We start from the raw sequence: 25,548 nt of genomic DNA on the forward strand, positions 1-25,548 counted from the left end.
AGCAGAGCCCGCTACCGGGCGATTCCGAAATCATAAATCCGAAATCCGAAATCGTCTCATCCTCGCTCGCTCAGCGTCGACTGATACTGCCGCATCAGGCGCGACCGGGTGATGACGCCTTTGATGACGTCGCTGCCGTCGACCACCGCGAGGCTGGCGACGTCGTGCTTGGCGAACTGCTCGAGGATGACGTCCAGCGTCTGGTGTGGAGCCACCGTCGGCAGGTTGGTCCGCATGAGTTCGGAGACGATCATCAGCGGGATCGCGTCGCGCTGGACGAGCGTCGCCCGCACGTCCTGCCCGACGACCATGCCCAGGTAGCGGTCCGCCTCGTCGGTGACCACGTAGTCCACGACCGCGTAGTCCTCGGCCAGCTCGATCAGCCGGGCGGCGGGGTCATCCGGCTGCACCATCACGGCCGGGGTCAGCGGCACATCATGACACGTCATGCGACGCAAGAGCGTCAGGTCGGAGTAGGTGCCCATCTTGATCCCGCGGTCGCGGAGCCAGAGGGCGTAGATCGAGTCGCGGAAGATGAGCTGGGCGACGGTCGTTGCGAGGATCGCCACGAGCATGACCGGCAGGATGACCTGGTAGTCGGCCGTGATCTCAAAGACCAAAAGAAACGCGGTCAGCGGGCAGTGGGCCACCGCGGCGATGACGCCCGCCATGCCGGCGAGGGCGAACGTGGCGGGCGTGCCGCCTTCGGGGAGGATGCCCAGGTGCTGGCAGATCATGGCGAAGCCGCCGCCCAAGGTCGCGCCCATGAGCAGGCTTGGCGCGATGACGCCGCCCGAGCCGCCGGACCCGATGGTCAGGCAGGTGCCCACCAGCTTGAACGCGAGGGTGAGCGCGAGCAGGGCGAGCGTAGCGTTGCGGATCACGCCGGGCTCGTCGGGGTGGTCGGGGAGGTAGGACTCGGGGTTGAGCAGGGCGGTGATGACGGGGTAGCCGTTGCTGAAGAAGGTGGGGGGGCTGTGGTTCACGACCGGCTCGTTGCCGTAGCCCATCAGGTAGAAGCCCACGCCCAGTAGCCCGAGCAGCGCCCCGCCCAGCGCGGGCTTGATCCAGAACGGCAGCTTGATCGCGTTCCAGCACTTCTCGCTGAGGCGCAGCGAGCGGATAAACAGGGCGCCAAGAAGTCCGCACAGCACGCCGAGCACGATGTAGTGCCCGACCTCCCACACCGCGAAGCCGTAGCCGCCGGTGACGACCTCGGGGACGTAGAACACAGCCTGGTTTTCGCCGAGGACCGCGTGGGCGACGGCCGTGCCGAACACGCTGGCGACGACGATCGGGATGAAGGTCCGCAGCGAGAAGTCCCGGAGGATGATCTCCAGGACGAAGATGACCCCGGCGATGGGGGCGTTGAAGATCGCGGCCGTCGCCGCGGCGGCCCCGCAGCCGACCATGGTCTGCATGTGCTCCCGGCCGATGTGTAGCAGGCGTGCGATGGTCGAGCCCATGGACGAGCCGATGGTGATGATCGGCCCCTCGACCCCCGCCGAGCCGCCCGAGCCGATGGTGATGGAGGAAGTGACCATTTTCAGCCCGCCGCTGCGTGCGGGGATCTCGCCGTGCCGACGGGCCAGGGACTCGACGACGTCGGGGATGCCCGGCTCGCTCTTGTTCTTGCCCGCGTATCGGATGATCAGGCCCACCAACAGCCCGCCCAGGGCTGGGAGGATGACCAAGAGCGCCAGCCGTGAGCCGGGGAAGCGTTGTTGGCCCAGCACGCCGAAGAAGAAGTGGCCCGAGGACTCGACCAGCAGGTCGAAGCCGGTGGCGAGCAGCCCGGTGAGCGCACCGATGACCGCGGCCAGGGGGATGAGGTACCAGTCCTTGGAGAAGCCGCTCTCGATCAGGCGGCGGTTCAGTCGGTCGGTGAGCTTGAGGCCTTTGGCCATCTGAGCAGTGTAAAGATCAGGGTCACGATCCGCATCTTTGGCCCTTGGACAACTCGCTGTCGGTAGGTCAGGTCTTCGACCTGACACCAAGTGTTTTCAGTCTCGTGTCAGGTCGAAGACCTGACCTACGAAACACGGCTGATTTCCAATACCCCCGCCTATACTGGCCGCATGGACGAATCACGCCCCAAACTCAACGCCAAGCAGAAGCAATTCATCGCCGAGCAGAAGATGTTCTTCGTCGCCACCGCGCCGCTCGCGGACGACGGCCTGATCAACCTATCGCCCAAAGGCCTCGACGGCACGTTCGTGGTGCTGGACGACCAGACCGTGGCGTACCTCGACCTCACCGGGTCGGGCGTGGAGACTATCGCCCACCTCAACGAGAACAGCCGGATCTGCCTGATGTTCTGCGCCTTCGAGGGCCGACCCAACATCTTCCGCATCCAGGGGCGGGGCGAGGTGGTGCTGCCCGAGCACGAAGCGTTCGAGTCGCTTTTGGCCCACTTCCCCGAGCAGGGCGACGGGCCGGGCGTGCGTTCGGTCATCCGCATCCACGCCGACCGCATCGCCGACTCCTGCGGATACGGCGTGCCGCTGATGGAGTACAAGGAGCAGCGCACCGAGCTGACCGATTGGGCCGAGAAGCAGGGGACTGAGGGCGTTGAGCGGTACCAACGCAACAAAAACCGCACGAGCCTCGACGGCCTGCCCGGGTTGCCGGTGTGAGAATTGTCTTTGTGGATCGGTTTGGCTCCCTCTCCCGGGGTAGAGGGGACCAAGACAAATAACTTCCGGTGTGTGTGCTTTGCCGTGGTTTATCCCTCGGCGAGCTTGGCTTTCTCGACGAGTTGGCCGATGCCGATGCCGATGGTGCAGCCCAGCACGCCCGCGGTGAGGTAGTGCAGCGGCAGTCCCATCGCGAGGCCGGGCAATTCGTTGCCGTACAACGCGCCGAGCAGTGCATCGTTTTCCGCGGTGCCGCGGAGGCTTTGCCAGGCCCAGGCGTACCCCACGATGCCCACCACGGCCGGGGCGATGAGTGACGCAAACGGGCGATGGTTGGGCGACACCGCGTGGCCGATGAGCGCCGCCAGGCTAAACGCCAACACCAGCCCACCCGCGACTTGTTGTGGGTCTTCGTTGCGGAGCAGCCCCGCGCTGAGCACCGCACCGATCGCGGCGGTGACCAGGCCCGCGGTGAGGGACTTCTGGTCGAGTTTCAAGAGGTCGAGCTGTTCGCCGAGGTGCCGGCTGCGCAACCGGAGGGGGACCCGTTGCACCCACAGCCGCCGCGCCGCCTGCAGGCCCAGCAGCAGCAACGCGAGCAGGGCGATACCCAGGATCAACTCAACCGCGAGCTGCGGGAAGAGCGCCGACTGTCCGCCGGAGTCGGCTGCGCGTCGGGCCACGCCCGCGAAGCCGTTGCCGTGGTGGGCGATGGTGCCCGCCAGGGCGACGCAGAAGACCCCCGAGATGGGGTTGCCGGAGACGGCCACGAAGCTGGCGGCGAGCAACGCGGGCAGGGCGGTCAGCAGCAGGAGTCCGACGGCGGGGGCCTTACCGGTGCTGGCGTCAAAGAGTGACCAGCCGTGCAGCCCATCGCTGGGCGGCAGGAACCCACCAAGCCACCACCACGCGACGGTGCCGATGATCACGGCAAAGAGCATCAGGACGCGTTGGGTCTGACTTGGCAGCATGTCCAGAAAGCTCCGGGCGGGGTAAAAAAAGGCGAATCGGGTCCGAAAAAATAGTTTAGTTGAAAAAAAATCGTGCGGACTGACGTAGCTCAAATCGCGAAAAAAGTTGGTTTGACGCCCATTGAGGGGGATTTCGAGCCATCCATGTCCAGATCCGCTGAATGTAGGCGATGACGCGATTCTTCGTGTGTATCAGAATCCTTGACACGGGGTGTTAAGCTCGGTTATCGTTGATAAACTCGCTATAGGAAGCCCCTGGCGCGAGTGTTAACTGAGGGTGTAATCAGGGATTCACTGATAACGCTCTCGTGCGGCAGGGGTTAAAATACACCTGCTGTGAAAGCGGATTTTCGTTCTTTCGCTGAAGTTCTTTTTTAGTGGTTCACACAAACTCAATCGACGGAATCCTTATCTCCGCCTTCGATTTTATGGACTGAATTTGCCTGTTTGTTCTGGAGCCTGCGTAACGGCTCCACGTGAGCTGAATGTGGCGTGTACGTTCACCCACCAGCTCCGCGAAAATGACCCCCCGAGTCGCTCCTGCCAGTTTCCCCCCAATACCGGCCGCTGGATGGCCAGACCGGTGCCTGAGTACCCGAAAGCCCGCTTCCCGTAAACGCCATTTTCCATCTTGTTGTCTGTCTTCGGCAGGTTGCGATTGCTCCCGCCGATCGGCTCAGCGGATTTAACGGCTTTCATCCCGCGACTCGCGGTAACCATTTTCGCCCCTCATCGTGGTTTGTTTTTTTCATCTAGGAGTTTTCATGCAACGTCAAAAAGGTTTTACCCTCATCGAACTGCTGGTCGTGATCTCGATCATCGCCCTGCTCATCGGCATCCTTCTGCCGGCCCTCGGTGCGGCTCGTCGTACCGCCCGTCAGATGGCTAACAACACGCAGCTGCGTGGTATCCACCAAGGTTTCGTCACCTTCGCCCAATCCAACAAGAAGGGTGGTAACGATGGTTACTTCCCCGTCCTGGACGGCTCGGGCGACCTGGTTGACTTCGACGTCGCCAACAACACCACCCCCAACTCGGACGGTTACGGCGGCCAAGCCATCGGCAGCCAACGTGACGTCGTCGCGAAGATGCTCAACGGCAACTTCTTCACCCCCGACTACGTGCTCAACCCCGCCGACTCGGGCGCGACCGAAGTGGCTGTGGACGACCCCGTGGCCCGCACCAACTACTCGTACGCCATGCTCGACCTGGGCGACAACTCGGGCCTGAACGTTGGTGATGCTCCCGCTGTGACCACCGCCGGTGGTACCCGTGCGATCGAGTGGAAGGAAACCCTCAACACCGCCGCCATCATCATCGCCGACCTCAACACCGGCAACGACGCGACCGCCGGTACCGACATCAGCTCGGTCTGGACCGAACTGGACTCCGGCGACTGGCGTGGTGGTGTGACCCGCAACGACAACTCGACCTCGTTCGAAACCACCGCTGAGTTTGAGCAAACCAAGTACGGCAACGCTCAAGCGGTTGACAACGACAACATCTTCTCCAACGCTGGTGGTACCGACAACGAAGACTACACCAACGGTGGTGCGGCCAACTCGAACGCCGCTCTGAAGCTCGAGCAAGAAGATGGCGACTACTACAACATGCGTGGCTAATCTCCACTGCATTTGAGTTGTCTGAATTGCATCTCGCAATTTGAAACACGAGCCGGCCCCGAAAGGGGTCGGCTTGTTTTTTTGAGGGCCCTTCACCCCGAACCGGCATTCGGTCGTCCTCACCATTTTCCCATGTTGACGCTACTCCCGTTACTCGGGATACTAAGACATGGAACCCAAGATCCTCTCCGACGGAATCACTTTCGACGACGTGCTCCTGCTGCCCGCCCGCAGCGACGTCGTCCCCAACCAGACCGATACTTCCACCCGGCTGACCCGGAATATCCGGCTCAATATCCCCGTGCTGTCCTCGCCCATGGACACCGTGACCGAGTCGGCCCTGGCCATCGCCCTCGCCCAGCAGGGCGGCCTCGGCGTGATCCACAAGAACCTGTCCATCGAGGACCAGGTCCGCGAGGTCACCAAGGTCAAACGCTCGGCCAACGGCGTCATCACCGACCCAGTCACCCTGCCCCCCGAGGCCCCCGCCTCCGAGGTCCGGCGGCTGATGAACGAGCAGAAGATCTCCGGCGTGCCCGTCACCCTCGACGGCACCTCCCGCGGCAAGGTCGTGGGCATCGTCACCCGTCGGGACATGATGTTCCTCACCGACGACGCCACGCCGTTGCACGAGGTCATGACCAAGGACCGCCTGGTCACCGCGTCGCCGGAGACCACGCTCGAAAAGGCCGAGACCATCCTCAACACCAACAAGGTCGAGAAGCTCCTGCTGATCGACAACGACGGCCGCCTCACCGGACTGATCACCATGGGCGACATCGCCAAGCAGGACGCGTTCCCCCTGGCGTGCCGCGACGACCGCGGCCGGCTGCGGGTCGGGGCCGCCGTGGGTGTGCACCAGATGGATCGGGTCGATGCCCTGATCGGGGCCGAGGTGGATGTCATCATCGTCGACTCGGCCCACGGCCACAGCGGCAACGTCATGGACACCGTCAGGGCGATCAAGGCCCGCTACACCATCGACGTGATTGCCGGCAACATCGCGACCGAGCAGGGGGCCCGCGACCTCATCGAGGCCGGGGCCGATGCGGTCAAGGTCGGCATCGGCCCGGGGTCGATCTGCACCACCCGCATCGTCTCGGGCGTCGGCGTCCCGCAGGTCACCGCGATCTTCAACGCGTGTCGTGCCGCCAGCGAGGCCGACATCCCCGTCATCGCCGACGGTGGCATCCGCCACTCCGGCGACATCACCAAAGCCATCGCCGCCGGTGCTTCACTGGTCATGCTCGGCAGCCTCTTCGCCGGTCTGGATGAATCGCCCGGCGACCTGGTGATCCACCACGGCCGACGCTACAAGACCTACCGCGGCATGGGCAGCCAAGGCGCGATGCTCGCGGGCTCGGCCGACCGCTACTCGCAGAAGGGCGTCACCAAGAAGGACAAGCTCGTCCCCGAGGGCGTCGAGGGCCGCGTGCCCTACCGCGGCCCGCTCAGCGATTTCGTCTACCAGATGGTCGGCGGCCTCAAGGCGGGCATGGGCTACTGCGGCACGCAGACGATCGACGACCTGCGTGAGCACGGCCAGTTCGTCCGGGTCAGCGGCGCCACCCTCGCCGAGAACCACCCCCACGACATCAGCATCACCCGCGAAAGCCCCAACTACACGGTCGAGGTCCGAGATTCGCCGTAACTTCTGCCCGTCGTCCGCTGGGGATTCGGTCGGCGATCGCCCGGTGATTCCGGCGGAAACGAGTGCCGGATCGAGCAACGTTGGGCCGTGTTGGCATTCCGGAAAAATTTTGTCATAATGCCGGGCCGCCCGCGGCGTCGCCCGGTCGGACAGCCGCCATGCTTCTGGCGTGGATCGGGCTCGTAGCTCAGCTGGTTAGAGCGCACCCCTGATAAGGGTGAGGTCGTAGGTTCGAATCCTACCGGGCCCATTGCAGGCACAGCACCGCCTGCACCCAGAATTTACCGATCGTGGGTTCCTTCAATTCGGGGCCACGGGTCGAGGCAAGGCGAGCTTCAACAGCTCGCTGTTTTTGTATCTGCATCAAGAGCTAGGGGGTCGGTAAGCCCAGCGCATCGAGATCGAGGACGCGCACCTCGACATTGCCCCGTGTGGTGCTCAGCCACAGTTCGGACTCGTGGGCGAGCAGTTGCCGGACGCGGGCATAGCCCGAAAACGGCAGCGGGAGGTATCCCACCCATTGCTCGGTTTGTTTGTCGAAGACGAACAGGTAATGGCCGATGTTCGAGCCGCCCAGGCCGCGTCGGCTCTGGTGGCTGTCGGTGGCGACCACGAGGTGTCGGCCGTCGGGCAGGGCTTCGATCGCCGAGATGACGCCGAAGAGGCGGACGGGCGGCTCGCCGTCGCTCGGCGGGTCGTCGGGGTGGGCCGGCGGGCGGGCGAACCACGTGTCCATGGTGTCCTCGGCGGGGCGGTAGCGGGTGAGGCCGAAGGGGCTCCCGAGCCAGAGGGTTTTGCCGTCCGGGTCGCGGTACAGGACGTCGGGATTAAGCCGATCGGTGCGGGGCTGCGGCCGGAGCTCCTGGGTGTCCTCGGCCTGACGCACGTGGTCCAGCCATTGCGATCGCATCGGCGTCCACGCTCCGGAAGCCAGGTCGAAGCGGAGGAGGATCGGCGAGCTGCCCCAGTGCGTGCCGGCAACCAGCACGGTTTCGTCGGTGGCCGTGAGACGCTCGATCAGGGCGCCGTCATACAGATCGGTGGGCACCGCGAACGCTACCCAGTCTTCGCTTGCGGGGAGGTACATGTTGAGCTGCCCGTGCTCGCCGCGTTCGCCGCCGCCGAAGATCAGGCGGTCGCGTGTGGTGACGGCGTCGCGGAACCGGGTCGAGGTCAGGCCGACCAGCGGGCCGTAGACCTTCGACTCACCGGTGGTGGCGTCGAGCCGGCCGACGCTGTGGCCCTCGGTCGCCAGCCACACGCTGTCGGGATCAAACGCGGGGGACGGCAGGGCTTTGGTGACGCGTCGGTTGGTGCGTATCCACCCGGTTGTGCCGTGCCATTTCTCGTCGGCGGGAGTGTATCGCCAGATGTTGAGTTCGCTGGTGCGTCGCCGGTGGCTCTCGAGTAAGACGTTGATCCACAGCGATTCGCCGTGCCGCCACATCTGGGGGAATTCGTAATAAGAGAATCCCGGCAGCTTGAACGGGCGGACCTCGGCCTCGAGCAAGGGCGGCCAGCCGTCGGTCGGGGCGGTCAGCTGGGTGAGCCGCGGCAGGAAATCCATGTTGTCGCTGAACGGCCCGGTGTCGGACGGCAGGGTGTCGGGGTCACGCCGCGCTCGGCGAGGCGGGTCAACGATTTCCAGTTGGTCGATGTAGGCCTGCGCTTCCGTTTCGCGTCCCGCCGCGCCCAGCGTTTTGCGGATGAGTTGGGCTTGCCACTTGTGCTGGTTGCGTTGGACCTGGAGATCGAGCTTGGGCCAAAAGTGTTCGAGCAGATCTGCCTTGGTCTTGGCGCCGTCGGCAAGCTCTAAACCCAGGGCTGCTTTCAACGTGTCGAGGTCGGGGTGGGCTTCGAGCGCGGCGTGGGCCCGGCGGATCGCGAGCTTTTGGTAGCGCTCGATCTCTTGCTTGCGTATGTCTCTCGGCGTTTCGCGCAGGCCCGTGCCGCCTCGCAGCGGCCGGTTCAGGCTATGCAACGCCGCGACACTCATCTTTCCCCCGTGGGGGAACCGGTTGTCGGTCAGGGATCCGCCGCTGGGGGTGCGGAACGAGGTCGGCCAGGTGACGTCGAAACCGAAGCGGTCGACGTGGTGTTGGATCTCGGCGTCCAGCGCCGACCGCCGCCACGGCTCGCCGTAGAGCACCCGATTGAGGTACGACAGGTCGTCGCGGTAGCGCTCGGCGAGCAGTTCGCGGTGGAGGTCGGCGTTTTCGGCGTCGAAGAAGTAGGCGATTTCCAACAAACGAACCGTGCGTCGCCACCGGTGACGGAAGCCGTTGGTGACATCCCACTCGTTGCCCCGGTTGATGGCCTGCAAGCGGGTGGCTCGTGCCTGCAGGGTTTGGGAAATCTGCCGGGCGATCTCGGTGTTGTGCGCGGCGGTGTTGTCGGCGGTTTGTTGGCCGGCCCATTCCAGGATCGTCTCGATCACGTCTTTCAGCAGCGCAGGTTGTTCCCCGGCCAGGCCGTGGAAGACGCGTTCGATCGGCGGGCCGTTGCCGTCCCAGAGATGGAGCGTGAACTCGACCTTCACTTTGCGGAACGGCACGCCCTGCCAATCCACCTCGCGGTACTGGCCCCACACGTACGCATCCGCGATCCGTCGTGGAGCGCCGTCCCGGTCGGCCGCCAAGCCGCTGAGGACCAGTTCGTGTTCGGCGGTGGCCTGGGGAGCGCCGGGGAAACGCAAGAGCCTGAGCCGGGCGTCTTGCTTGAAAGCCTCGGGCAGGACGCGCTCCAGTTTGTATTCCAGGTGGTCCAGCCGCCGACCGACATCCGTGGTGTTTTCGAACTGCAGTACGGCGACCGCCACCTGTGTTCGCGACGCGTCGTAAATCGCTTTCGCTTCCCCGACCGCTTGTTGTGCCGCACTCAGCCAGGCCGCGATGTCCAGGCCGGCCAAGTCCAACGGCTTTTTGTCTTCGCCGGGGATTTTCGTTTCCCAGGAGACCAGCACGTCGGCGCGTTCTACGTCGATGACCTGGCCGGTGAGGGTCCAGCCGTCGCTTTTGGATTCCGCCCGGCCGGTGACGATCAGGTCGGCCTGGACCCAGAGCCCGACACGCAGCCAGGTCGCGGGGTCGGCGATCCCGCCGGCCGCGGCGAGCGAGAGCTCTTCACGGGTCGCCTCCAGGGTGGCGCGGTCCACCCACCGGTACTGCTCATCCGCGGACAGCTCGGCCTCCAGCCAGTCGGTGAGTTGCGCGGCTTCGCGGTGGGAAACGTAGTGGTCGTCGTCCACGCTCCACCCCAGGATCGCGGCGGTGAGCGGCTCGGCGGATGCGGCGACACTCATGCACGCCGCAACGAAACACGCCGCGATATACAGACTGCGGTTTCGATAGGTCATCGAAAAGACTGACGATTTCGTTGCGGTGTTTTTTACCCCGTGCATAGCGATAGCGTATTCGATTTGTAGGCAGCAAGGCGAAGGGGTTCGGGCACGGCACACGCGGGGCGATGAGCGACCGCTCAAAAAAGACCTTGCATGGATCATGCAAGGTCAAGAGGGAGTGGCTGTGGTTATCTGCGGTCGGGGAGCGGTAGCGATCTGCGATCGCTCACTCAGCGGATGGTCTTACCAACCGACCGAGGACTTGTCGCCCTGCTTGGTGATCTGCTTCTCGTCTTCCCACACGGCGAGGCCGTTGCGGACATCGACCAGCGACATCTGGAAGGTGAACGTGGTCTGGCGGATCTTGCCGGCCCGGGCCTTGTTTTCCAGGATTTTGTAGGTCAGGGCGTAGTCGGGCACGAGTGGGTCGGGGGTGACGGCGCTGCCTTCGTTGTCGATGTTTTCCTTGGCGAACTTCGAGGCGATGTTGCTTTCGCCGCCGGTCTCGCCTCGGGAGTCGATGGTGGTCAGGGTTTGGGCGACGCCGGCTTTGTTGAGGGTGACGCGGATCTTCTTAATGACCTCGTCGCGGTCGATCTGCTGGGTGGTGTTGTTGATGTAGCGGTCGATGGCGATGATCGACGGCTCGCCGTCCTTGCCGAGTCGGCCCGAGGCGAGCAGCGATTCGGAGAGCTCGGCGGCCGCGTCGGTGGCGTCCTGGATGTCGAGCTGGTCGTAGGTCGTGATCGTTTCGGTGCCCTGCGGGTCGATCCGGCGGGCGGGGTTGTTGGTGCAGGCGCCGACGAAGCACGCGGCGGCGACGGCCAGGGCGGTGGTGGACAGGAGCTTGGTCATGGTTCTTCCTTGCGTGGAGTTTCGGGTCGGGGTTTTATTTTTCGGGTTCGATGAGCTTCAGACGGAAATCGGTCGCGGTCTTGGTCGGGGACACCGCGGTGATGAACTGCGATTCTTTGCCTGCCAGCGAGATGGCTTTCCAGTTCGACAGCGAGGTCTTGATCAGCATGCCGTCGGCGTCGAACCACTCGAAGCGGTAGTGGGCACGCTTGCGTTCACGGGTGTCGTTGTAGACCTCGGCCTGTACTTTGAGGAAGCCGCTGTCGAGCGTGGTCTCGTTCAGGCGGACCAGGCCGGCGGCTTTCTTGAGGGAGTTGTCGGTGGTGACGCGGGCGTCTTCGATGTAGACCCGTTCGTAGTCGGGGTCGGCGCGTTCGGTGGTGTTCACGGTCTGACAGGCCGGGAGAACCAGGAGCGAGGCAACCAGGAGCAGGGTCGGAGCTATTGAGCGGAGGGTTCGATCCATCGCGGGGCATCCTTTCCAAGAGAAAACTGAGAGACACGGAAGGGGGAGTAGGTGTTGATTGAACGGACGACGACGACGTTAAACTCCCCGGGGAGCAGTTCGACGGTGATCGGCGTCGCGGCGCGGGCGACGGCGCCGCCGGGCGCAGACGCCGAGTAGCCGCCTGCCGATATCGTGATTTTACCCGAGTCGGGCGTGGGCAAGCGGGCGATCTGGTATTGCTTGGGCAGCGACCCCCAGGTCCGCAGGTCGGCCTGGTTCGCGGCGTATTGGTACACCGTGGTGGCGATGCGCACGAGCGAGGTCAGGCTGTCGCTGCTGTTGCTGTCTTCGAGGCTCTTGCGGATGAGGTACGCGGTGGTGGCCTTGGTGCCCGCAGCGATCAATGTCTTGGTGATGATGACCGGGAGGTCGTTCTTGAATTCCTCGCCCACGATCGAGTCCATGTCGGCGAGCAGCTGGGTCTGGACCGCGGCGCTGCTCTGCTCGCCCTCGGGCTGAACGGAGAGCGTCGAGAGGTAGTTGGAGTTTTCGACGAGCATGGGGAAGTTGGCCCCGACGTAGTCGACGCTGCCGTCGAAGATGAACAGGGGGATGTCGATGCGGATCGGGGCGCGGAGCGGGGCGGTGCCGGTGGCGAAGACGACCCAGGTGGTGCGGGGCGTGGGGCCGCCGCCGGCGATGCTCTCGGCCATGCGGCGGTCGGCATCGAGGAAGGTGTTGCCCGGGACCATGCCGGCGGTGCGCGAGAGCGACATGCGGCCGCGTTCGACGTCCGAGCCGTCGGCCGCGTCGCCCAAGTAGTAGATGCCTTGCAGCCACTCGGCGAACGGGTTGGCGTAGTCGCCGTAGCCGCGGTACTGGTTCAGCCCGGCGTAAGACTCGTTGAGGCCCGCCTGGAAATTCGGGTCGCTCTGGGCACGCTCGGCGTCGTATCCGTTGTTGCCGGCCGACTCGGCCTTGGCGGCTTCGCGGGCTTCTTCGAGTTTCTTGGCGTTGAGCGCGATCGCGTCCCGCTGGCGTTCGTAGGCCCGGCGGAGCTCGACGCGGGCGCGTTCGGAGTCGCCCAGCTCGAGGTAGTTCATCGCCCGCAGGGTGTAGAGCATGATGCGGTCGGCGTACGTCCCGCGGTAGGGCAGGGCGTTGAGATTGGAAAACGCCGCCAACGTCTCACGCGACAAACTCACGTCCGGCGCTAGGTCGATCTCGTTGATCGCGGCGTCGGCGATGTCGAAGGCGGCGAGGCTCCCTTGCAGGTCGCCCTGGTCCCTGCGGATGTTGCCTTGCTCGAGGTAAGCGATAACCCGGTTGACGCCCTTGCCCTGGTTCTTGACGTACTGGTCGATCCACTTCTCGGCGCCCGGCAGGTTGCCGTTGCGGTAGGCGTTCTGGGCGCTCGATAGATCGGCCTGAGCGCAGCCGATCGAGGCGAGCAACACGCCGCAAGCCAGCCCCGTCATCACGAAGCGAATGAATCGAAATGCCGGTCGGAAGCGCGGCGTCATGACAGGTTTATCCTAGCACGACACCACCTGCGCATGGCCCGCCGGTCGCGAATCCGGGACACGAAAACCAACGCTCGGTTTAGACCCACACGTTCATGAAGATCGCGTCTTCACTGATCTTCCCGACGAGTTTGCCGACGCTGGTGGTGACGAACTTGACCTCGTACTCGGGGTGGTTGTCCAGCCAGTTGTTGACCTGTTCGTCGAGGTTGTCGATGGCGTCGAGGCGGAGCTTGGCGACGAAGGTTTTGACGTGAATCGCGCCGCTGCCGGTGGCGTTGGGCGTGCGGTTCCAGTGGTCGGCGTGGGCCTTGCGGGTGTTCTCGCCGAACACCTGGATCATCGACTTCTGGTTCGGGTCGTCGGTGAGTCCGCCTTCGTCGAGGTCGATGGGCGTGAGGTCGGCGTCGTCGCTTCGTTCGATGCCGTCGTCGGGGGCTTTGAGTTTCGCGTGTTCTTCTTCCTCCTCGCCGGAGAGATCGATGGGGATGGCGTTGGCGAGCAGGTCTTCGTCACTGAATTTGTCGGACATCGGGGCACTCCAGAACGGAACGAAAAAAGAAAAGAATCAAAACGTCGCGGGAGAAAGCGACTCGGATCGGACATGCATTATGACGGTTCGGGGCGGTGTCGGCGAGAGAAAAATCAGCGCACTGGGGAATTCACCACGCCACGCCAGCCCGCCGCGAGGGGGGTCAGACTCAGCGCAATCGGTTCTTCGGTGGCGTGGTTGGCGGCGTGGGGGTGCAGCGTCAGTTCGATCCTTGCCGGGGTCCACAGGTGGGCGACGACGTGCCCCCGCCCGGCGATGTGGACGTGGCCGCGGTTGCCGGTAAGTTGGCCTTCCCAGTGCAGGTAGCGTCGCCGGTGTCGGGGCAGGGGGGTGAGGTCGAGGCGTTGGAGTTTGGGCCAGTCGCGCCAGTGGGCGGGGGTCCGCATGGTCCAGAGCCCCAGGTCCGGGTTTCGGTGGGCCTGCGGATCGAGGATGAGCCAGTCGTAGTGCGGCTGGACCCCGGAGTTCATCGCGGCGGGGGTGTCGTGGCGCAGCAGGGTGGTGGGCCATTGCATCTGGGCCACAGCCTAACACCAGTCGGCTCGGGGATCGCGTGGTAACGGGTGATAATGTCGGACGGGGGCGTCATGGCTTGCTGGGGCGTGGCGGTGGGTCTATTCTTTTGGCTTGGTGAAGTCGGCCCTACGCCCCAAGTTGGCGTGTGACACGGCTGCCCGGATGTTTACCGCTCCCGTGGTTCCCCGAAGGACTCGATGATGATGAAACTCAAAACCGCTGTGTTGACCTTGGGGCTCGTGGGCGTGGTCGCTCTGACCGGCTGCAAGAACAACGTCGTGTACCGCGAACTGGGATACGACAGCTACCGCGAGCGGGACTACATCACCGCCGCCGAGCACTTCCAGGCCGCGGTCGACAAAAAGCCCAGCGACTACCGCTCGCAGTACTACCTCGGCGTGACGATGCTCCAGCTGGATAAGCCCATCCCCGCCCAGACCCCGCTGGAGCAGGCCCTGGCGCTGCGACCCGACGACCCGGAGTGGACCCCCCGGATCGCCGACTCGCTGGCCGAGGCGTACTTCCAGCAAGAGCGGTACGAAACGCTGTACGGCTTCCTGGACAACATGATCCAGAACTACAACCAGTCGTCCGTGGACTTCCTGCGTAAGGCCAAGTACATGGGCTTGCTCGGCGACGCCGACGGCCAGAAGACGGCACTGCAAAAGGCTGCCTACTTCGCGCCCGAGGGCGACACCACACCGTACCTGGCGATCGCGGATTTCTACATCTCGGTCAACGACACGCCCAACGCGATCCAGGCGCTGCGCTACGGCTACTACGTCGATTCCACGAGCGACGAAGTCAAGGACCGGTTGCGTGGTTTGGGCATCGTGCCGGGCCCCACGATCGCCGACGCCCCGCCCAAGCCCGAATTGATCGACTGATCTGAACGGTTTTCACAGCCTGCTGCCCAACGTTTGCGTTTCGGTCCACATAAGCGATTGCTGCGTTTGAGATGGACTTGCCGTAAAATGGTGTGGGGATTTCAAGGTTCCTGGAACCGTCGACTATGAACATTGTCATCTGCGGGGCCGGCGAGGTCGGCCGCCACTCGGCCGAGGTGCTCTCGCCCGCCGGGCACAACATCACGCTGATCGATCAGGACCCCAAGCGACTCGCCGAGATCGACGAAGCGATGGATATCCGTTCGCTGGTGGGCAACGGCACCCAGGCGGACGTGCTGCTCGAAGCCGGCACGAGCAAGGCCGACCTATTCATCGGTGCGACCAACATCGACGAGATCAACCTGCTGGCGGCCTCGATCGCCACGGCGGTGGGCTGCGAACGCTCGATCGCCCGGGTGCACCACTCGGCGTATTACGAAGCAAAGGGCCTCAACTACGCCGACCACCTGGGCATCGACCACCTGGTCTGCCCCGAGTTCACCACGGCCCAGGCCATCGCCGCGACGCTCCGCTCGCCCGGCTCCCACGCGGTCGAGAACTTCGCCAAGGGCGCGATCGAGATGCAGAGCATCACCGTTTCGGAGAACGCCAAGGCGGCGGGCGTGGCGCTCAAGGACCTGAAGCTGCCCGCCTCGACGCTGGTCGCCGCGGTGGAGCGCAGCGACGACGCCTTCCTCCCCGTGGCCGACACCAAGGTCATGGCCGGCGACATCGTGACGCTCATCGGCGAATCCAAGACGTTCGAGAAAACCATCAAGCTCTTCAAGCCCGAGGCGGGCGGCCGGCTGAAGGTCATGGTCATGGGCGGCTCGACCCAGGGCGTCTGGCTCTGCCGGGAGCTGCGCAACCGCAACTTCGCGGTCCGGCTGTTTGTGCAGCGGGTGCACCGCGCTCAGGAACTCGCCGAGAAGCTGCCGTGGGTCACGCTGATCAACGGCGACGTGATCAACTCCGACATCCTGCTCGACGAGCGCGTCGACCAGGTCGATGCCTTCGTGGCGTGCACTGACGATGAAGAAACCAACATCCTCGCCGCCGCCCGCGCCAAGAGCATGGGCGCCAAGAGCGCGATCGCGGTGCTGCAGCGCCCGACCTACCTGCACCTGATCGGCCACATCGGGCTGGACCACGCGTTCAGCCCGCGCTCCACCGCGGTGAACGAGATTGAGCGCCTGCTCAGCGGCGAGAGCGTCCGCCAGCTCGCCCCCTTGGCCGAGGGCATCGCCGATGTGTACGAGATCCGCGTGCCCAGCCTCGCCAAGAAGGTGATCGGCATCCCGCTGAAAGACGTCGAGTTCCCCGCCCGGACGATCATCGCTGCCATCAGCCGTGGCGAAACGGTCTTCGTCCCCGGAGCGGACGACACCATCAAGCCCGGCGACATGGTCGTCGTCATCGCCCCGTCGGAATGCGGTCGAGAGCTGAAAAAAATCTTCGGCGGTTGAGCGGCAGCAACACGTGTCCAGGCACGCATGCCTTCCCCACTGCCTACTCCCCGCCGCCTACTGCCTAGCCCATGAACTACCGCAACGTCTTCCGCCAACTCGGACTGCTCATGCTCGTGCTCAGCGCGGGCATGTGTGTCATCGTGGCGATCGAGTGGTTCCTCTGGTCGCGGCGCGGCATGGGGGAGCTGTTGGGCGTGCAGGCGATGGGCGTTTCGGCGCTGCTCGGGGCCGTGGTCGGCGGGGGCATCTGGATGACCGGGCGGGGCGTCAAGGCCGAGCTGATGAACCGGCGGGAGGCGTTGCTGCTGGTCGCCACGAGCTGGTTCATCGGGGCGATGGTCGCGGCGCTTCCGTTCTGGGTCTGGGCGACGATCCGCAGCAACGACAACGCGGCGGACGCCCACGTCTTCGAATCGTTCGTGGCCTGCTACTTCGAGGCGATGAGCGGGCTGACCACCACCGGGGCGACGGTGGTGTCCGACATCCCGGGGCTGCCCAAGAGCCTACTGCTATGGCGATCGATGACGCACTGGCTCGGCGGGCTGGGCATCGTCGTGTTGTTCGTCGCGGTGCTGCCGATGATCGGCGTGGGGGGCAAGCGGCTGTTCAACGTCGAGGCCCCGGGCCCGCAGCAGCAGGGCGTCCGCCCCCGCATCAAAGAAACCGCCCGCATCCTCTGGCTGATCTACATGGCCATTACCGCCGCCGCGGTGGCGTCGTACAAGCTCGCCGGGCTGTCGTGGTTCGAGAGCGTCTGCCACAGCTTCTCGGTCGTGTCGACGGGCGGGCTGTCGACGCGTGACGCGAGCATGGGGGCATACAACTCGGTGGCCTGCGACATCATCTCGATGGTGTTCATGCTGCTGGCGGGGGTGAACTTCGGGTTGATGTTCCTCCTGGTGCGCGGCCGATGGAAAGCGGTCTACAAGGACGAAGAGCTGCGGGTGTACCTGACGTTGAAGATGCTCGTGATCGTGCTGGTGGCGGCCAACATCATGGGCACCGACATCATCACCACCGCCGGGGAGACCGTGCACGCCTCGGCCATGCAGGCCCTGCGTTTCGCGGGGTTCCAGACGATCGCCCTGCACACCGGCACCGGCTTCACCACGGCCGACTACGACCTCTGGCCGTTCCTCAGCCGATCGCTCTTGATCGGGTTGATGTTCATCGGCGGCTGCGCGGGCTCCACCGCCGGGGGCATCAAGGTCATCCGCTTCTGGATCGCGATCAAGGTGATCCTGGCCTCGCTGGAGCGGGCCTTTCGGCCGCAGGTCGTACGGCCCCTGCGGGTCAGCGGCGGCATCGTGGACGACGAGATGAAACTCGGGGCCCTGACCTACTGCCTGCTCATCCTCCTGCTGGTGTCGGTGGGGGCGCTGCTCATCGGCATCTTCGAGACCCACACCGGCGGCTTCGAGATCGACTTCCTCACCGCCGCCACCGCCAGCCTCTCGACCTTGGGCAACATCGGCCCCGGGTTCAACGGCATCGGTGCCACCCAGAACTACGGCTGGTTCTCCACCCCCTCGCTCGCCCTGATGAGCCTGCTCATGATGCTCGGCCGACTCGAGGTCTACGCCGTCGCCGTCCTGCTGCTGCCGCGCTTCTGGCGGGGCAACTGATCGGCTCGGGCGAACCTGCATCTTTACAAAATCTTCGCGGTGATTTTCTCGGCTGTGCTACACAAAGCCGTTATGCTGGTCCGGTCCAGGGTGGTCTCAGATATGCGCTCTGGTTGGTTCGACGGACTCCTTCGCCTTTCAGAGAGTAAACATGATAGTTGTGAATACCGAAACGATTCCGGGATACGAGATCGAGCAGACGCTCGGCATCGTGCAGGGCAACACGATCCGGGCCAAGAACGTTGGGCGAGATATCGCCGCGAGTTTCAAGAACTTGGTCGGGGGTGAACTCAAGGGTTACACCGAACTGCTCACCGAGGCCCGCCGCGAAGCGATCGAACGCATGCTGGCCCAGGCCCAGCAACTCGGCGCTGATGCGGTCGTTAACGTGCGCTTTACCACCAGCGCCGTCGCTTCCGGGGCCGCCGAACTCTACGCCTACGGCACGGCGGTCCGGCTGTCCGCCAGCCCATCGTCGGCCGCCGCTCCCGGGGAGGGTTACTGAGCGTGGACGCGATCATCCAATTTGTTTGGCAGATCATCATGCTGCCCGTGGGGCTGATCTTCGGAGGCATGGCCGAACGGCGACACTTCCGTGCTCTGGAGCAGCGTGAAGCCGAGTGCCCGGTGCCGCTGGACAACCGTAAGCTCATCACCAAGCCGGACAACGTGGTCCACAGCCACATGGTCAGCGGCCAGGTCGTGATCGCCACCGACTACTGGAAATCCTTCCTGATGAAACTGCGCAACCTGGTTGGCGGTGAGGTGAAATCTGCCGACCGCTTGATGCAGCGTGGCCGACGCGAGGCGTTGATGCGGTTGCGTGAGGCGGCTCAGCAGATCGGGGCGCACGAGGTCTGGAATGTCCGCCTGGAGTTCTCCAACATCTCCATGATGAAGGGGCGGCAAGGCGGCAACATGCAGGTCGAGGTGTTTGCCTACGGCACGGCCGTGAAACGCCGAGGCGAAGCCGCCGCGATCAACGGATAGAAAACTTTGCCCAAGCCCAAGCACCAGCCCGGGATCGAAAACGAACCGCACCTCAGCGGTCAGCCGTTTACGCCCGATCCCGCTGAGGCCCGCGCGGTTCAGAAGCTGTCTCGTCAGGGGCCCGACGCCGCGGGGGTGCAAGCCCATCACGATGTGTTCGATGAACCGGTGATGCGGGTGCGTCCCGGCGAGCTGATCACACGTGACTGGTCTTGCGACCAGTGCGGCTACAACCTGCGGGGCACCAAGGTGGGCGAGCCTTGCCCGGAGTGTGGGCACAAGCTGCTGCTCGCCCCGACCACAGACACCCAGGGGACCGGTTACAGCGCGTGGCTGGTCGATCGGATGGCCCTGACCTCGGCGGCCAAGTCTTGGGGAGTCGTGCTGGGGATTATGGCCCTGGGCGGGCCTTGGGCGGTGCTCGGCGCTTTCATCGCCACGTTCGGCGGGGTGTTGGCGATCGTGGTGGTCGGGCCGGCGGTCGAGGAAGTGATGAAGATCGGCCTGATCGCCTTGATCATCGAGGTCCGTCCGTACCTGTTTCGGAGCCGTGGGCAGATCTACGCCGCCGCGGTGGGGAGCGGCTTGATGTTCGCGGTGATTGAAAACCTTATCTACCTCAACATCTACTTCCCCAACCCGGGGGCCGACCTCATCGCTTGGCGATGGGTGGTGTGCACGGCCCTACACGTGGGGTGCAGCGCGGTGGCCGCGATCGGGGCGGTGGCGGTGTGGCAAACGGTGGTGGGGGAGCGCCGCCGCCCCCGACGGGGTCCGGTGGAGCTGCGGTGGCTCGTGCTGGCGATCCTGATCCACGGGGCATACAACGCGGCCGTGACCGTGGCCGAGGTCGGCGGGTATATTTTTTAATCTTGGGTGTGGGCCCCGGCAGACCTCGGGGACGAATCTATAATGGTGATATGCCCGTCACCGACGCCGACACGATCAACGTTGACCTCCCGCCGCTGAGCGCGGCCGAGTCGTTCTACCTGCCCGAGGTCTTCAAGGGCCTCGGCACCACGATGCGTCACATGCTCGGGTCCATCCGCGGCCCGGGCAAGGGCACCAACAAGGTCCTGGAGTACCCCGAAGACCGCCGGGAAGACCACCCCGTCGAGCAGGGCGGGATGCACATCGACAACTTCCGCGGCGTCCACCGCCTCAACCGCGACGAGGACGGCCGGGTCCGCTGCGTCGCCTGCTTCATGTGCGCTACCGCCTGCCCGGCCAACTGCATCCACATCGAAGGCAAAGAGTCCCCCTGGGACGACCGCGAGAAGTACCCCATCAAGTTCGACCTGGATGAGCTCCGCTGCATCTTCTGCGGCATGTGTGAAGAGGCTTGCCCGGTCGACGCGATCGAGCTGACCTACACCTACGACGTCGTGGGCATGTCCCGCAACGAGATGATCTTCGACAAAGAAAAACTGCTGGCGGTATACGACGCGACGGTCGAGACCAAGCCGATGTGATTTAGCCTAATCAGAAGGGGGTTGTGTAAATGAGAAGCAGTGTGCTTGCTGTAACGTCAGTGCTGTTCGTTGGGTTGTTGATTTCATGCCATTCCGAACCGGACTTTGAAACGTCGTATGCCTTTCCTGACATTCAAGCTGCCCCGAAATTCGCCAGCGAATTGCCGGGAGATTTTGTAGCGTCATCGGATGAAGTTTTAGGAAAGTGGCATTCACGTCATCGTGGTGTAATTGGTTGGAAACAGTATGAGCTGACGTTTTTAGATAAAGAGAACGTCGAATTGTTAAGTTCTGGCCGTCATCTCGAGAAAGCCAACTACGAATTCACCGCTTTGGGTTGTTTGGTACTCACGGCCGACAATCAAGTGTTAAGGCAAGTCGTTTTGAAGCGGCATGATGATGTGTTGTTTGTGTATCACTTAGCTAATGACCGTAAGGCGGAAGAACTTTACATTTTTACTCGTGAAGAATCTGGGAAAACTGATCCGAATATCGTCGAATCTAGGCATCAAAGGATTCATGCCGAACGCCTTGAGTTTGCCGATTCTGTGCTTTCTGCAACTCGAGATTTTTTAGTTGAGCACCCCAACTCCCTTCCTTCATCTGTAGGTTGGTTGATCTCCGAGGGTACTATCGCGTTTCCTGATTCTGCGGATAGCCCGAGCTTTTACCGACCAAGATCTTTGAACGAGTACGAAGAACTCAGGCTGAGTCCTGAAGTGAAAGGTAGCTCATATGCGGTGGGTATTCGGGACCAAGCCGATTTTTCGGCCGCAGTGGCTGCGGGCCAAGAAAATCCAATGATCATTTGGTCGGCGATACACAACCCAGATGGTAGAAACCAAGAAATACTTGTCGGGCGAGTGACCGGTGATTGGGAAGTGATGCGCCGTGAAGAATGGCAGGCAGAATTAGCTTTGACCAGGGTTCCGGAGCCAACTCCGAGTTATTAACGCAGCAACCGCAGCGTCGCTTCGATCTCGGCGGCTTGCTCGGCGTGTTCGAGGCTGGAGAGGGTTTGGCCGAGGGTGGGGCCGGAGGCGAGGAGGCCCAGGCCCTGGATGGCGACCAGGGGGTGTTTGGTGATCGCGGTGCGGAGGGCGGTGGCGTCGTCGGGCCAGAGCACGGGGATCGGGGGGTGGGCGTGGATGCGCAGCGACGTGGTGCCGGGCTCGAGGGCCAGGAGGGCGGTGAGTTTGGGCGGGGTGCCGAGCACGGTGGCCTTGACCTCGCGGTTGGTGCCCTTGGCGACGTCCTCGGGCAGGGCGTTCATAGTGTGCTGGAAGACCACGCGGTGCGGCGCCCACTCTTCGGAGGTGAGCTTGGCGTCGCGCTGGAGGTCTTCGCCTTCCATGTCCACGCAGATCAGGTCTTCGGGGTGCAGGTTGATCCGGCGTCGGCCCGGCGGGGTGACGATGTAGCGGCGGCGGTGGAGCTCGAGCGCGACCAGGCCGTCGGCCCCGGCGATCAGGCCACGCATCCAGAGCTGGTGCGCGGCGTGGCAGACTTTTTGACGCAGCTCGGCTTCATCCATGGCGGGTACGGTCCAGGCGAGGCGTGATCCGGAGTCAGGTCGGCGGGGCGGAGACGGGCGAGCCTTCGACGAAGGTCTGACCATTCTGCCATATTTCGCGTTTCCAGATCGGCAGCTCGGCCTTGAGCCGATCGATCGCCTCCCGGCACGCGGCGAAGGCCTCGGCCCGGTGGCCGGTGAGGGTCTGGATGACCACGCTCGCCTCGCCGATGGCGACGGGGCCGGTGGCGTGGACGATGCGGACGGCGTGGCAGCCGTGCGACTCGGCAATGCCCCGGGCGAGCTGGTCGAGGAGTTTTTCGACCATGGGGGCGTAGGCTTCGTAGTCGAGGCGGAGAAGTTCGCCGTGGTCGGGGTGGGTTTCGCCGCGGGTTCGGCCGAGGAAGACGCACTCGCCCCCGCACGCCGCGTCGGTGGGCAGGTCGATGGCCGCGACGGGATCAGTTTCGAGGCCGGTGAGGATGAGGGGGGTGGTCTTGTTCACGAGGAGGGCGCTGATGCGTAGGTCAGGTCTTCGACCTGACACGGGCGGTGACAAACTCTGCGTCAGGTCGAAGACCTGACCTACGGGGAATCGTTCTTGGCTTGGTCGTGCATCTCACGAAGCAGGTCAAACGCCTGCATCGGCGACAACTGGTTGAGGTCGAGCTTTCGTAGTTCGTCGACAACCGGGTGCTCGGGGGCTTGGGCGAAGAGCGGCATGTCCACGACGGGCGAGGGCTTCGCTTTCGGCTTCGACGGCGACGGGGCGGCTTTCGGGGCCATGCCTTCGTGGTTCACCGCCAACTCACCTAGCAGTTGGTGCGCGCGGTCGACCACGCCGTCGGGCAGGCCCGCGATCTTGGCGACGTGGATGCCGTAGCTGCGGTCGGTCGCCCCGGCGACGATCCGGTGCAGGAACACGATCTCGTCGTTCCACTCGCGGACGCTGACGTTGAGGTTGGCGATCCGCGCCGCCCGCTCGCCGCCCACGGCCGGGTCGGCCAGCGTGGTCAGCTCGTGGTAGTGCGTCGCAAACAAACACCGGCAACCTACGTCCGCGAGGTGTTCGGCGATCGCCCAGGCGAGGCTCAGCCCGTCGAGCGTCGAGGTGCCCCGGCCGATCTCGTCGAGGATCACGAGGCTGCGGTCCGTGGCGTGGTGGCAGATGTTGGCAGTCTCGGTCATCTCGACCATAAAGGTCGACCGCCCGGCGTGCAGCTCGTCGTGGGCCCCAACCCGCGTGAAGATCCGATCGCACAGCCCCACGGTCGCCGACTTAGCGGGCACGAAGCTTCCTGTGTGGGCCAAGAGTGCGATGAGTGCCGTCATGCGGATGTAGGTCGACTTGCCCGCCATGTTCGGCCCGGTGATCAGGGCCAGGGACGGGCCGCTTTGCGGCAGTGATGAGTGACGAGTGACGAGTGACGAGTCTTTGGATTCCTCACTCATCACTGTTAACTCGTCACTCATCACTCCCAACGACACGTCGTTGGGCACATACCGATCGCCCAGCAGTTCGTCGAGTACGGGGTGGCGTCCGCCGACGACGTTCAGGCCGGGCTCGTCGGTGAGCGTGGGCTTCACGTAGCGGTGACGGGCGGCGCGTCGGCCGAAGCAAAGCAGCACGTCCAGGTCGGCGGCGGTGTCGGCGAAGGCGTGCAGCGTGTCGATCTGCTTCTCACACACGCCGCACAGCTCGGCAAACAGGTGCTGCTCCCGCGCAATCGCCCGGCCCTCGGCACTCAGCACCTTGCCCTCGAACTCCTTGAGCTGCGGGGTGATGAATCGCTCGGCGTTCTTGAGCGTCTGTTTGCGGGTCCATAGGGCGAAACGCTGGTCGTCGTCTTTTATCTTCTGGCTGTTGATGGCCGAAAGCTCGATGTAGTAGCCAAAGACTTTGTTGTATCCGACCTTGAGCGAGGAGACGCCGGTCTCTTCGATGAGGTCTTTCTGGTAGTTGGCCAGCCAGACGTTGGAGTCGCGTTGGAGGGTGCGGTACTCGTCGAGTTGTTTGTCGTGGCCGTCGCGGAAGAGGCCGCCGTCGCGGAGGTGGGCGGGGATGCCTTCATCTTTGCAGGCCGATTGGATGCGGTCGGCCAGGTCCACCAGCACGCTCAGTAGCTCAGCCAACCGCTGGTGATACGGCGCAACGGACGGCCGCTCGGCCAACACGTTCTCCAACGCCTCGGCTTGCCCGGCACTCTTACCCAGCGCCACCAGGTCCCGCGGCAACGCACGCCCCACCGCGAGCCGGGCGATGATGCGTGGCACGTCGTGGACGCCGTCGAGCGCCCCGGCCAGCTCATCCGCAAAACGCGAGTCATCGACCAACGCCTGCACCACGCGCTGCCGGTCTTCGATCGCGGCCCGGTCGGCCAGGGGGTAGCAAAGCCAATCGCGCAGCCGACGCTTGCCCATCGCGGTGACGCAGCCGCCCGAGCTCCCGCCGCGCCGCAGCACGGCCAGCAGCGAGCCGTCGGTGTCGGTCGCCCGCAGGGTCTGCTCGACCTCGAGGCTGGCGAGTGAGGCCTGGTCGACGATGAGGTGTTGGGTGCGGGCGAAGGTTTTGGGCGGGCGCAGGTGGGCCAGGACGCCGTCGTCGTTGCGCTGGGTTTCGAGGAGGTAGGCGAGCAGCCCGCCCGCGGCGGCGAGGGCGGGGTCGTCGTCCTGAAGACCGAAGCCGCCGAGCGTGGCGACACGGTACTGCTTACGCAGCGCGTCCACGGCCTCGCCCATACGGAACTGCCAGCCTGGGCGGCCGGTGCGGGGGCAGTCCAGCGGCAGCTCGGCGATGCGCGGTGGGGCGGCGCCATCGGCCGTCTCGCAGTACAGGAGTTCGCTGGGGTTGATGCGTGCCAGCTCGTCGCCGACCTCGGCCGCAGCGACGGTGACGAGCTGGAACGCCCCGGTGCTCAGCTCAGCCCAGGCGATCGACGCGGTGTCGTCTCCATGAAACACCACCGAGGCGCAGGGGTTGACCTGCTCGTCGTTCAGCAGCGATTCGTCGGTCAGCGTCCCGGGGGTGACGACGCGGGTGACGTCGCGCTTCACCACGCCCTTGGCCTGCGAGGCCTCTTCGACCTGATCGCAGATCGCCACGCGGTAGCCCGCCTGGACCATCCTTCGGAGGTAGCCCTCGACGCTGTGGTACGGCACGCCCGCCATGGGCACGCCCGCGGTCCGTTGGGTCAGCGTGACGCCGAGCACGCGGTGGGCCAGCTCCGCGTCGTCGAAGAACATCTCGTAGAAGTCGCCCATCCGGAAAAACAGCACGCAGCCGGGGTGCTGCTCTTTGAACTGCTTGAACTGCCGCATGGCCGGGGTGTCGGTCGGGTCGGACTTCTTGGCCATCGGCTTGTTCGGCTTGGGTGGATTCTGCGGTTTGGAGTCGGTCGAGGCGGGCATGAAGCCACCACTTTAGCGGGTCCGCCGGGGGTTATCGATTGCCGAGGGCTTGCCCGGGCCCGGGATGAA

22 protein-coding genes and 1 tRNA gene are annotated in these 25,548 nt (G+C 64.3%); 12 read left to right on the forward strand and 11 right to left on the reverse strand.

Features of this window, described 5'->3' with window-relative positions:
- Positions 1–56: 56 nt before the first annotated feature.
- Positions 57–1,907, reverse strand: a complete 1,851-nt coding sequence (locus HNQ40_RS12585; RefSeq protein ID WP_184678175.1) for a chloride channel protein — start codon at positions 1,905–1,907, stop codon at positions 57–59.
- 171 nt (positions 1,908–2,078) lie between these two features.
- Here HNQ40_RS12585 and HNQ40_RS12590 point away from each other — a divergent pair, with 171 nt between their 5' ends.
- The gene (locus tag HNQ40_RS12590; RefSeq protein WP_184678176.1) at positions 2,079–2,636 is read left to right on the forward strand and encodes a pyridoxamine 5'-phosphate oxidase family protein; all 558 of its coding nucleotides are present in this window, start codon (positions 2,079–2,081) and stop codon (positions 2,634–2,636) included.
- 89 nt (positions 2,637–2,725) lie between these two features.
- Here HNQ40_RS12590 and HNQ40_RS12595 read toward each other — a convergent pair whose 3' ends face one another.
- The gene (locus tag HNQ40_RS12595; protein ID WP_184678177.1) at positions 2,726–3,607 is read right to left on the reverse strand and encodes a hypothetical protein; all 882 of its coding nucleotides are present in this window, start codon (positions 3,605–3,607) and stop codon (positions 2,726–2,728) included.
- A 764-nt stretch (positions 3,608–4,371) separates the two neighbouring features.
- On the opposite strand from HNQ40_RS12595, the gene HNQ40_RS12600 reads away from it, so the two are divergent.
- The 3 genes from HNQ40_RS12600 to HNQ40_RS12610 all read left to right on the forward strand — a co-directional run bounded on the left by HNQ40_RS12600 (position 4,372) and on the right by HNQ40_RS12610 (position 7,130).
- Positions 4,372–5,229 carry a type II secretion system protein gene (locus HNQ40_RS12600; RefSeq protein ID WP_184678178.1) on the forward strand — a complete coding sequence of 286 codons (858 nt, stop codon included), beginning with the start codon at positions 4,372–4,374 and terminating at the stop codon, positions 5,227–5,229.
- 169 nt (positions 5,230–5,398) lie between these two features.
- Positions 5,399–6,880 carry an IMP dehydrogenase gene (gene guaB / locus HNQ40_RS12605; protein WP_184678179.1) on the forward strand — a complete coding sequence of 494 codons (1,482 nt, stop codon included), beginning with the start codon at positions 5,399–5,401 and terminating at the stop codon, positions 6,878–6,880.
- A 176-nt stretch (positions 6,881–7,056) separates the two neighbouring features.
- Positions 7,057–7,130, forward strand: a tRNA-Ile gene (locus HNQ40_RS12610).
- A 120-nt stretch (positions 7,131–7,250) separates the two neighbouring features.
- Here the strand turns inward: HNQ40_RS12610 and HNQ40_RS12615 are convergent.
- The 6 genes from HNQ40_RS12615 to HNQ40_RS12640 all read right to left on the reverse strand — a co-directional run bounded on the left by HNQ40_RS12615 (position 7,251) and on the right by HNQ40_RS12640 (position 14,114).
- Positions 7,251–10,235: a hypothetical protein gene (locus tag HNQ40_RS12615; protein WP_184678180.1), complete on the reverse strand. Its 2,985-nt coding sequence runs from the start codon at positions 10,233–10,235 to the stop codon at positions 7,251–7,253.
- 228 nt (positions 10,236–10,463) lie between these two features.
- Positions 10,464–11,075 carry a penicillin-binding protein activator LpoB gene (locus tag HNQ40_RS12620; RefSeq protein ID WP_184678181.1) on the reverse strand — a complete coding sequence of 204 codons (612 nt, stop codon included), beginning with the start codon at positions 11,073–11,075 and terminating at the stop codon, positions 10,464–10,466.
- 34 nt (positions 11,076–11,109) lie between these two features.
- On the reverse strand, positions 11,110–11,541 hold the full coding sequence (locus HNQ40_RS12625; protein WP_184678182.1) for a YcfL family protein: 432 nt from the start codon (positions 11,539–11,541) through the stop codon (positions 11,110–11,112).
- Positions 11,517–13,046: a hypothetical protein gene (locus HNQ40_RS12630; RefSeq protein WP_184678183.1), complete on the reverse strand. Its 1,530-nt coding sequence runs from the start codon at positions 13,044–13,046 to the stop codon at positions 11,517–11,519. Before HNQ40_RS12630 ends, HNQ40_RS12625 begins: the two co-directional genes overlap by 25 nt.
- 79 nt (positions 13,047–13,125) lie before the next feature.
- Positions 13,126–13,578, reverse strand: coding sequence for a hypothetical protein (locus HNQ40_RS12635; RefSeq protein WP_184678184.1), 453 nt, complete (start codon positions 13,576–13,578; stop codon positions 13,126–13,128).
- A gap of 113 nt (positions 13,579–13,691) precedes the next feature.
- Positions 13,692–14,114, reverse strand: coding sequence for a hypothetical protein (locus HNQ40_RS12640; RefSeq protein ID WP_184678185.1), 423 nt, complete (start codon positions 14,112–14,114; stop codon positions 13,692–13,694).
- A 201-nt stretch (positions 14,115–14,315) separates the two neighbouring features.
- Between HNQ40_RS12640 and HNQ40_RS12645 the strand changes: the two genes are divergently transcribed.
- From HNQ40_RS12645 to HNQ40_RS12680, 8 genes are all read left to right on the forward strand, one after another.
- Positions 14,316–15,002 (forward strand): tetratricopeptide repeat protein, encoded by a 687-nt coding sequence (locus HNQ40_RS12645; protein ID WP_221435523.1) that lies wholly within the window; start codon positions 14,316–14,318, stop codon positions 15,000–15,002.
- 92 nt (positions 15,003–15,094) lie between these two features.
- Positions 15,095–16,468, forward strand: coding sequence for a Trk system potassium transporter TrkA (trkA, locus tag HNQ40_RS12650; RefSeq protein WP_315852777.1), 1,374 nt, complete (start codon positions 15,095–15,097; stop codon positions 16,466–16,468).
- A gap of 71 nt (positions 16,469–16,539) precedes the next feature.
- Positions 16,540–18,096 carry a TrkH family potassium uptake protein gene (locus tag HNQ40_RS12655; protein ID WP_184678188.1) on the forward strand — a complete coding sequence of 519 codons (1,557 nt, stop codon included), beginning with the start codon at positions 16,540–16,542 and terminating at the stop codon, positions 18,094–18,096.
- Positions 18,097–18,247: 151 nt separating this feature from the next.
- Positions 18,248–18,601 carry a YbjQ family protein gene (locus HNQ40_RS12660; RefSeq protein ID WP_184678189.1) on the forward strand — a complete coding sequence of 118 codons (354 nt, stop codon included), beginning with the start codon at positions 18,248–18,250 and terminating at the stop codon, positions 18,599–18,601.
- 2 nt (positions 18,602–18,603) lie between these two features.
- Entirely contained in the window at positions 18,604–19,086 is a 483-nt protein-coding gene (locus HNQ40_RS18645) for a YbjQ family protein (RefSeq protein ID WP_184678190.1), read from the forward strand.
- Between the two features lie 6 nt (positions 19,087–19,092).
- Positions 19,093–19,956: a PrsW family glutamic-type intramembrane protease gene (locus HNQ40_RS12670; protein WP_184678191.1), complete on the forward strand. Its 864-nt coding sequence runs from the start codon at positions 19,093–19,095 to the stop codon at positions 19,954–19,956.
- A 50-nt stretch (positions 19,957–20,006) separates the two neighbouring features.
- Positions 20,007–20,558, forward strand: coding sequence for a NuoI/complex I 23 kDa subunit family protein (locus HNQ40_RS12675; protein ID WP_184678192.1), 552 nt, complete (start codon positions 20,007–20,009; stop codon positions 20,556–20,558).
- A gap of 29 nt (positions 20,559–20,587) precedes the next feature.
- The gene (locus HNQ40_RS12680; RefSeq protein ID WP_184678193.1) at positions 20,588–21,511 is read left to right on the forward strand and encodes a hypothetical protein; all 924 of its coding nucleotides are present in this window, start codon (positions 20,588–20,590) and stop codon (positions 21,509–21,511) included.
- On the opposite strand, the gene HNQ40_RS12685 is transcribed toward HNQ40_RS12680, so the two are convergent.
- From HNQ40_RS12685 to mutS, 3 genes are all read right to left on the reverse strand, one after another.
- Positions 21,508–22,092, reverse strand: coding sequence for a class II aldolase/adducin family protein (locus HNQ40_RS12685; protein WP_184678194.1), 585 nt, complete (start codon positions 22,090–22,092; stop codon positions 21,508–21,510). The genes HNQ40_RS12680 and HNQ40_RS12685 overlap by 4 nt on opposite strands.
- 34 nt (positions 22,093–22,126) lie before the next feature.
- Positions 22,127–22,576, reverse strand: coding sequence for a molybdenum cofactor biosynthesis protein MoaE (locus tag HNQ40_RS12690; protein ID WP_184678195.1), 450 nt, complete (start codon positions 22,574–22,576; stop codon positions 22,127–22,129).
- A gap of 80 nt (positions 22,577–22,656) precedes the next feature.
- Positions 22,657–25,479: a DNA mismatch repair protein MutS gene (gene mutS / locus HNQ40_RS12695; RefSeq protein ID WP_184678196.1), complete on the reverse strand. Its 2,823-nt coding sequence runs from the start codon at positions 25,477–25,479 to the stop codon at positions 22,657–22,659.
- Positions 25,480–25,548 lie beyond the last annotated feature (69 nt).

The sequence above is a fragment of the Algisphaera agarilytica genome (genome assembly GCF_014207595.1).
GTDB classification, from domain to species: Bacteria; Planctomycetota; Phycisphaerae; order Phycisphaerales; family Phycisphaeraceae; genus Algisphaera; species Algisphaera agarilytica.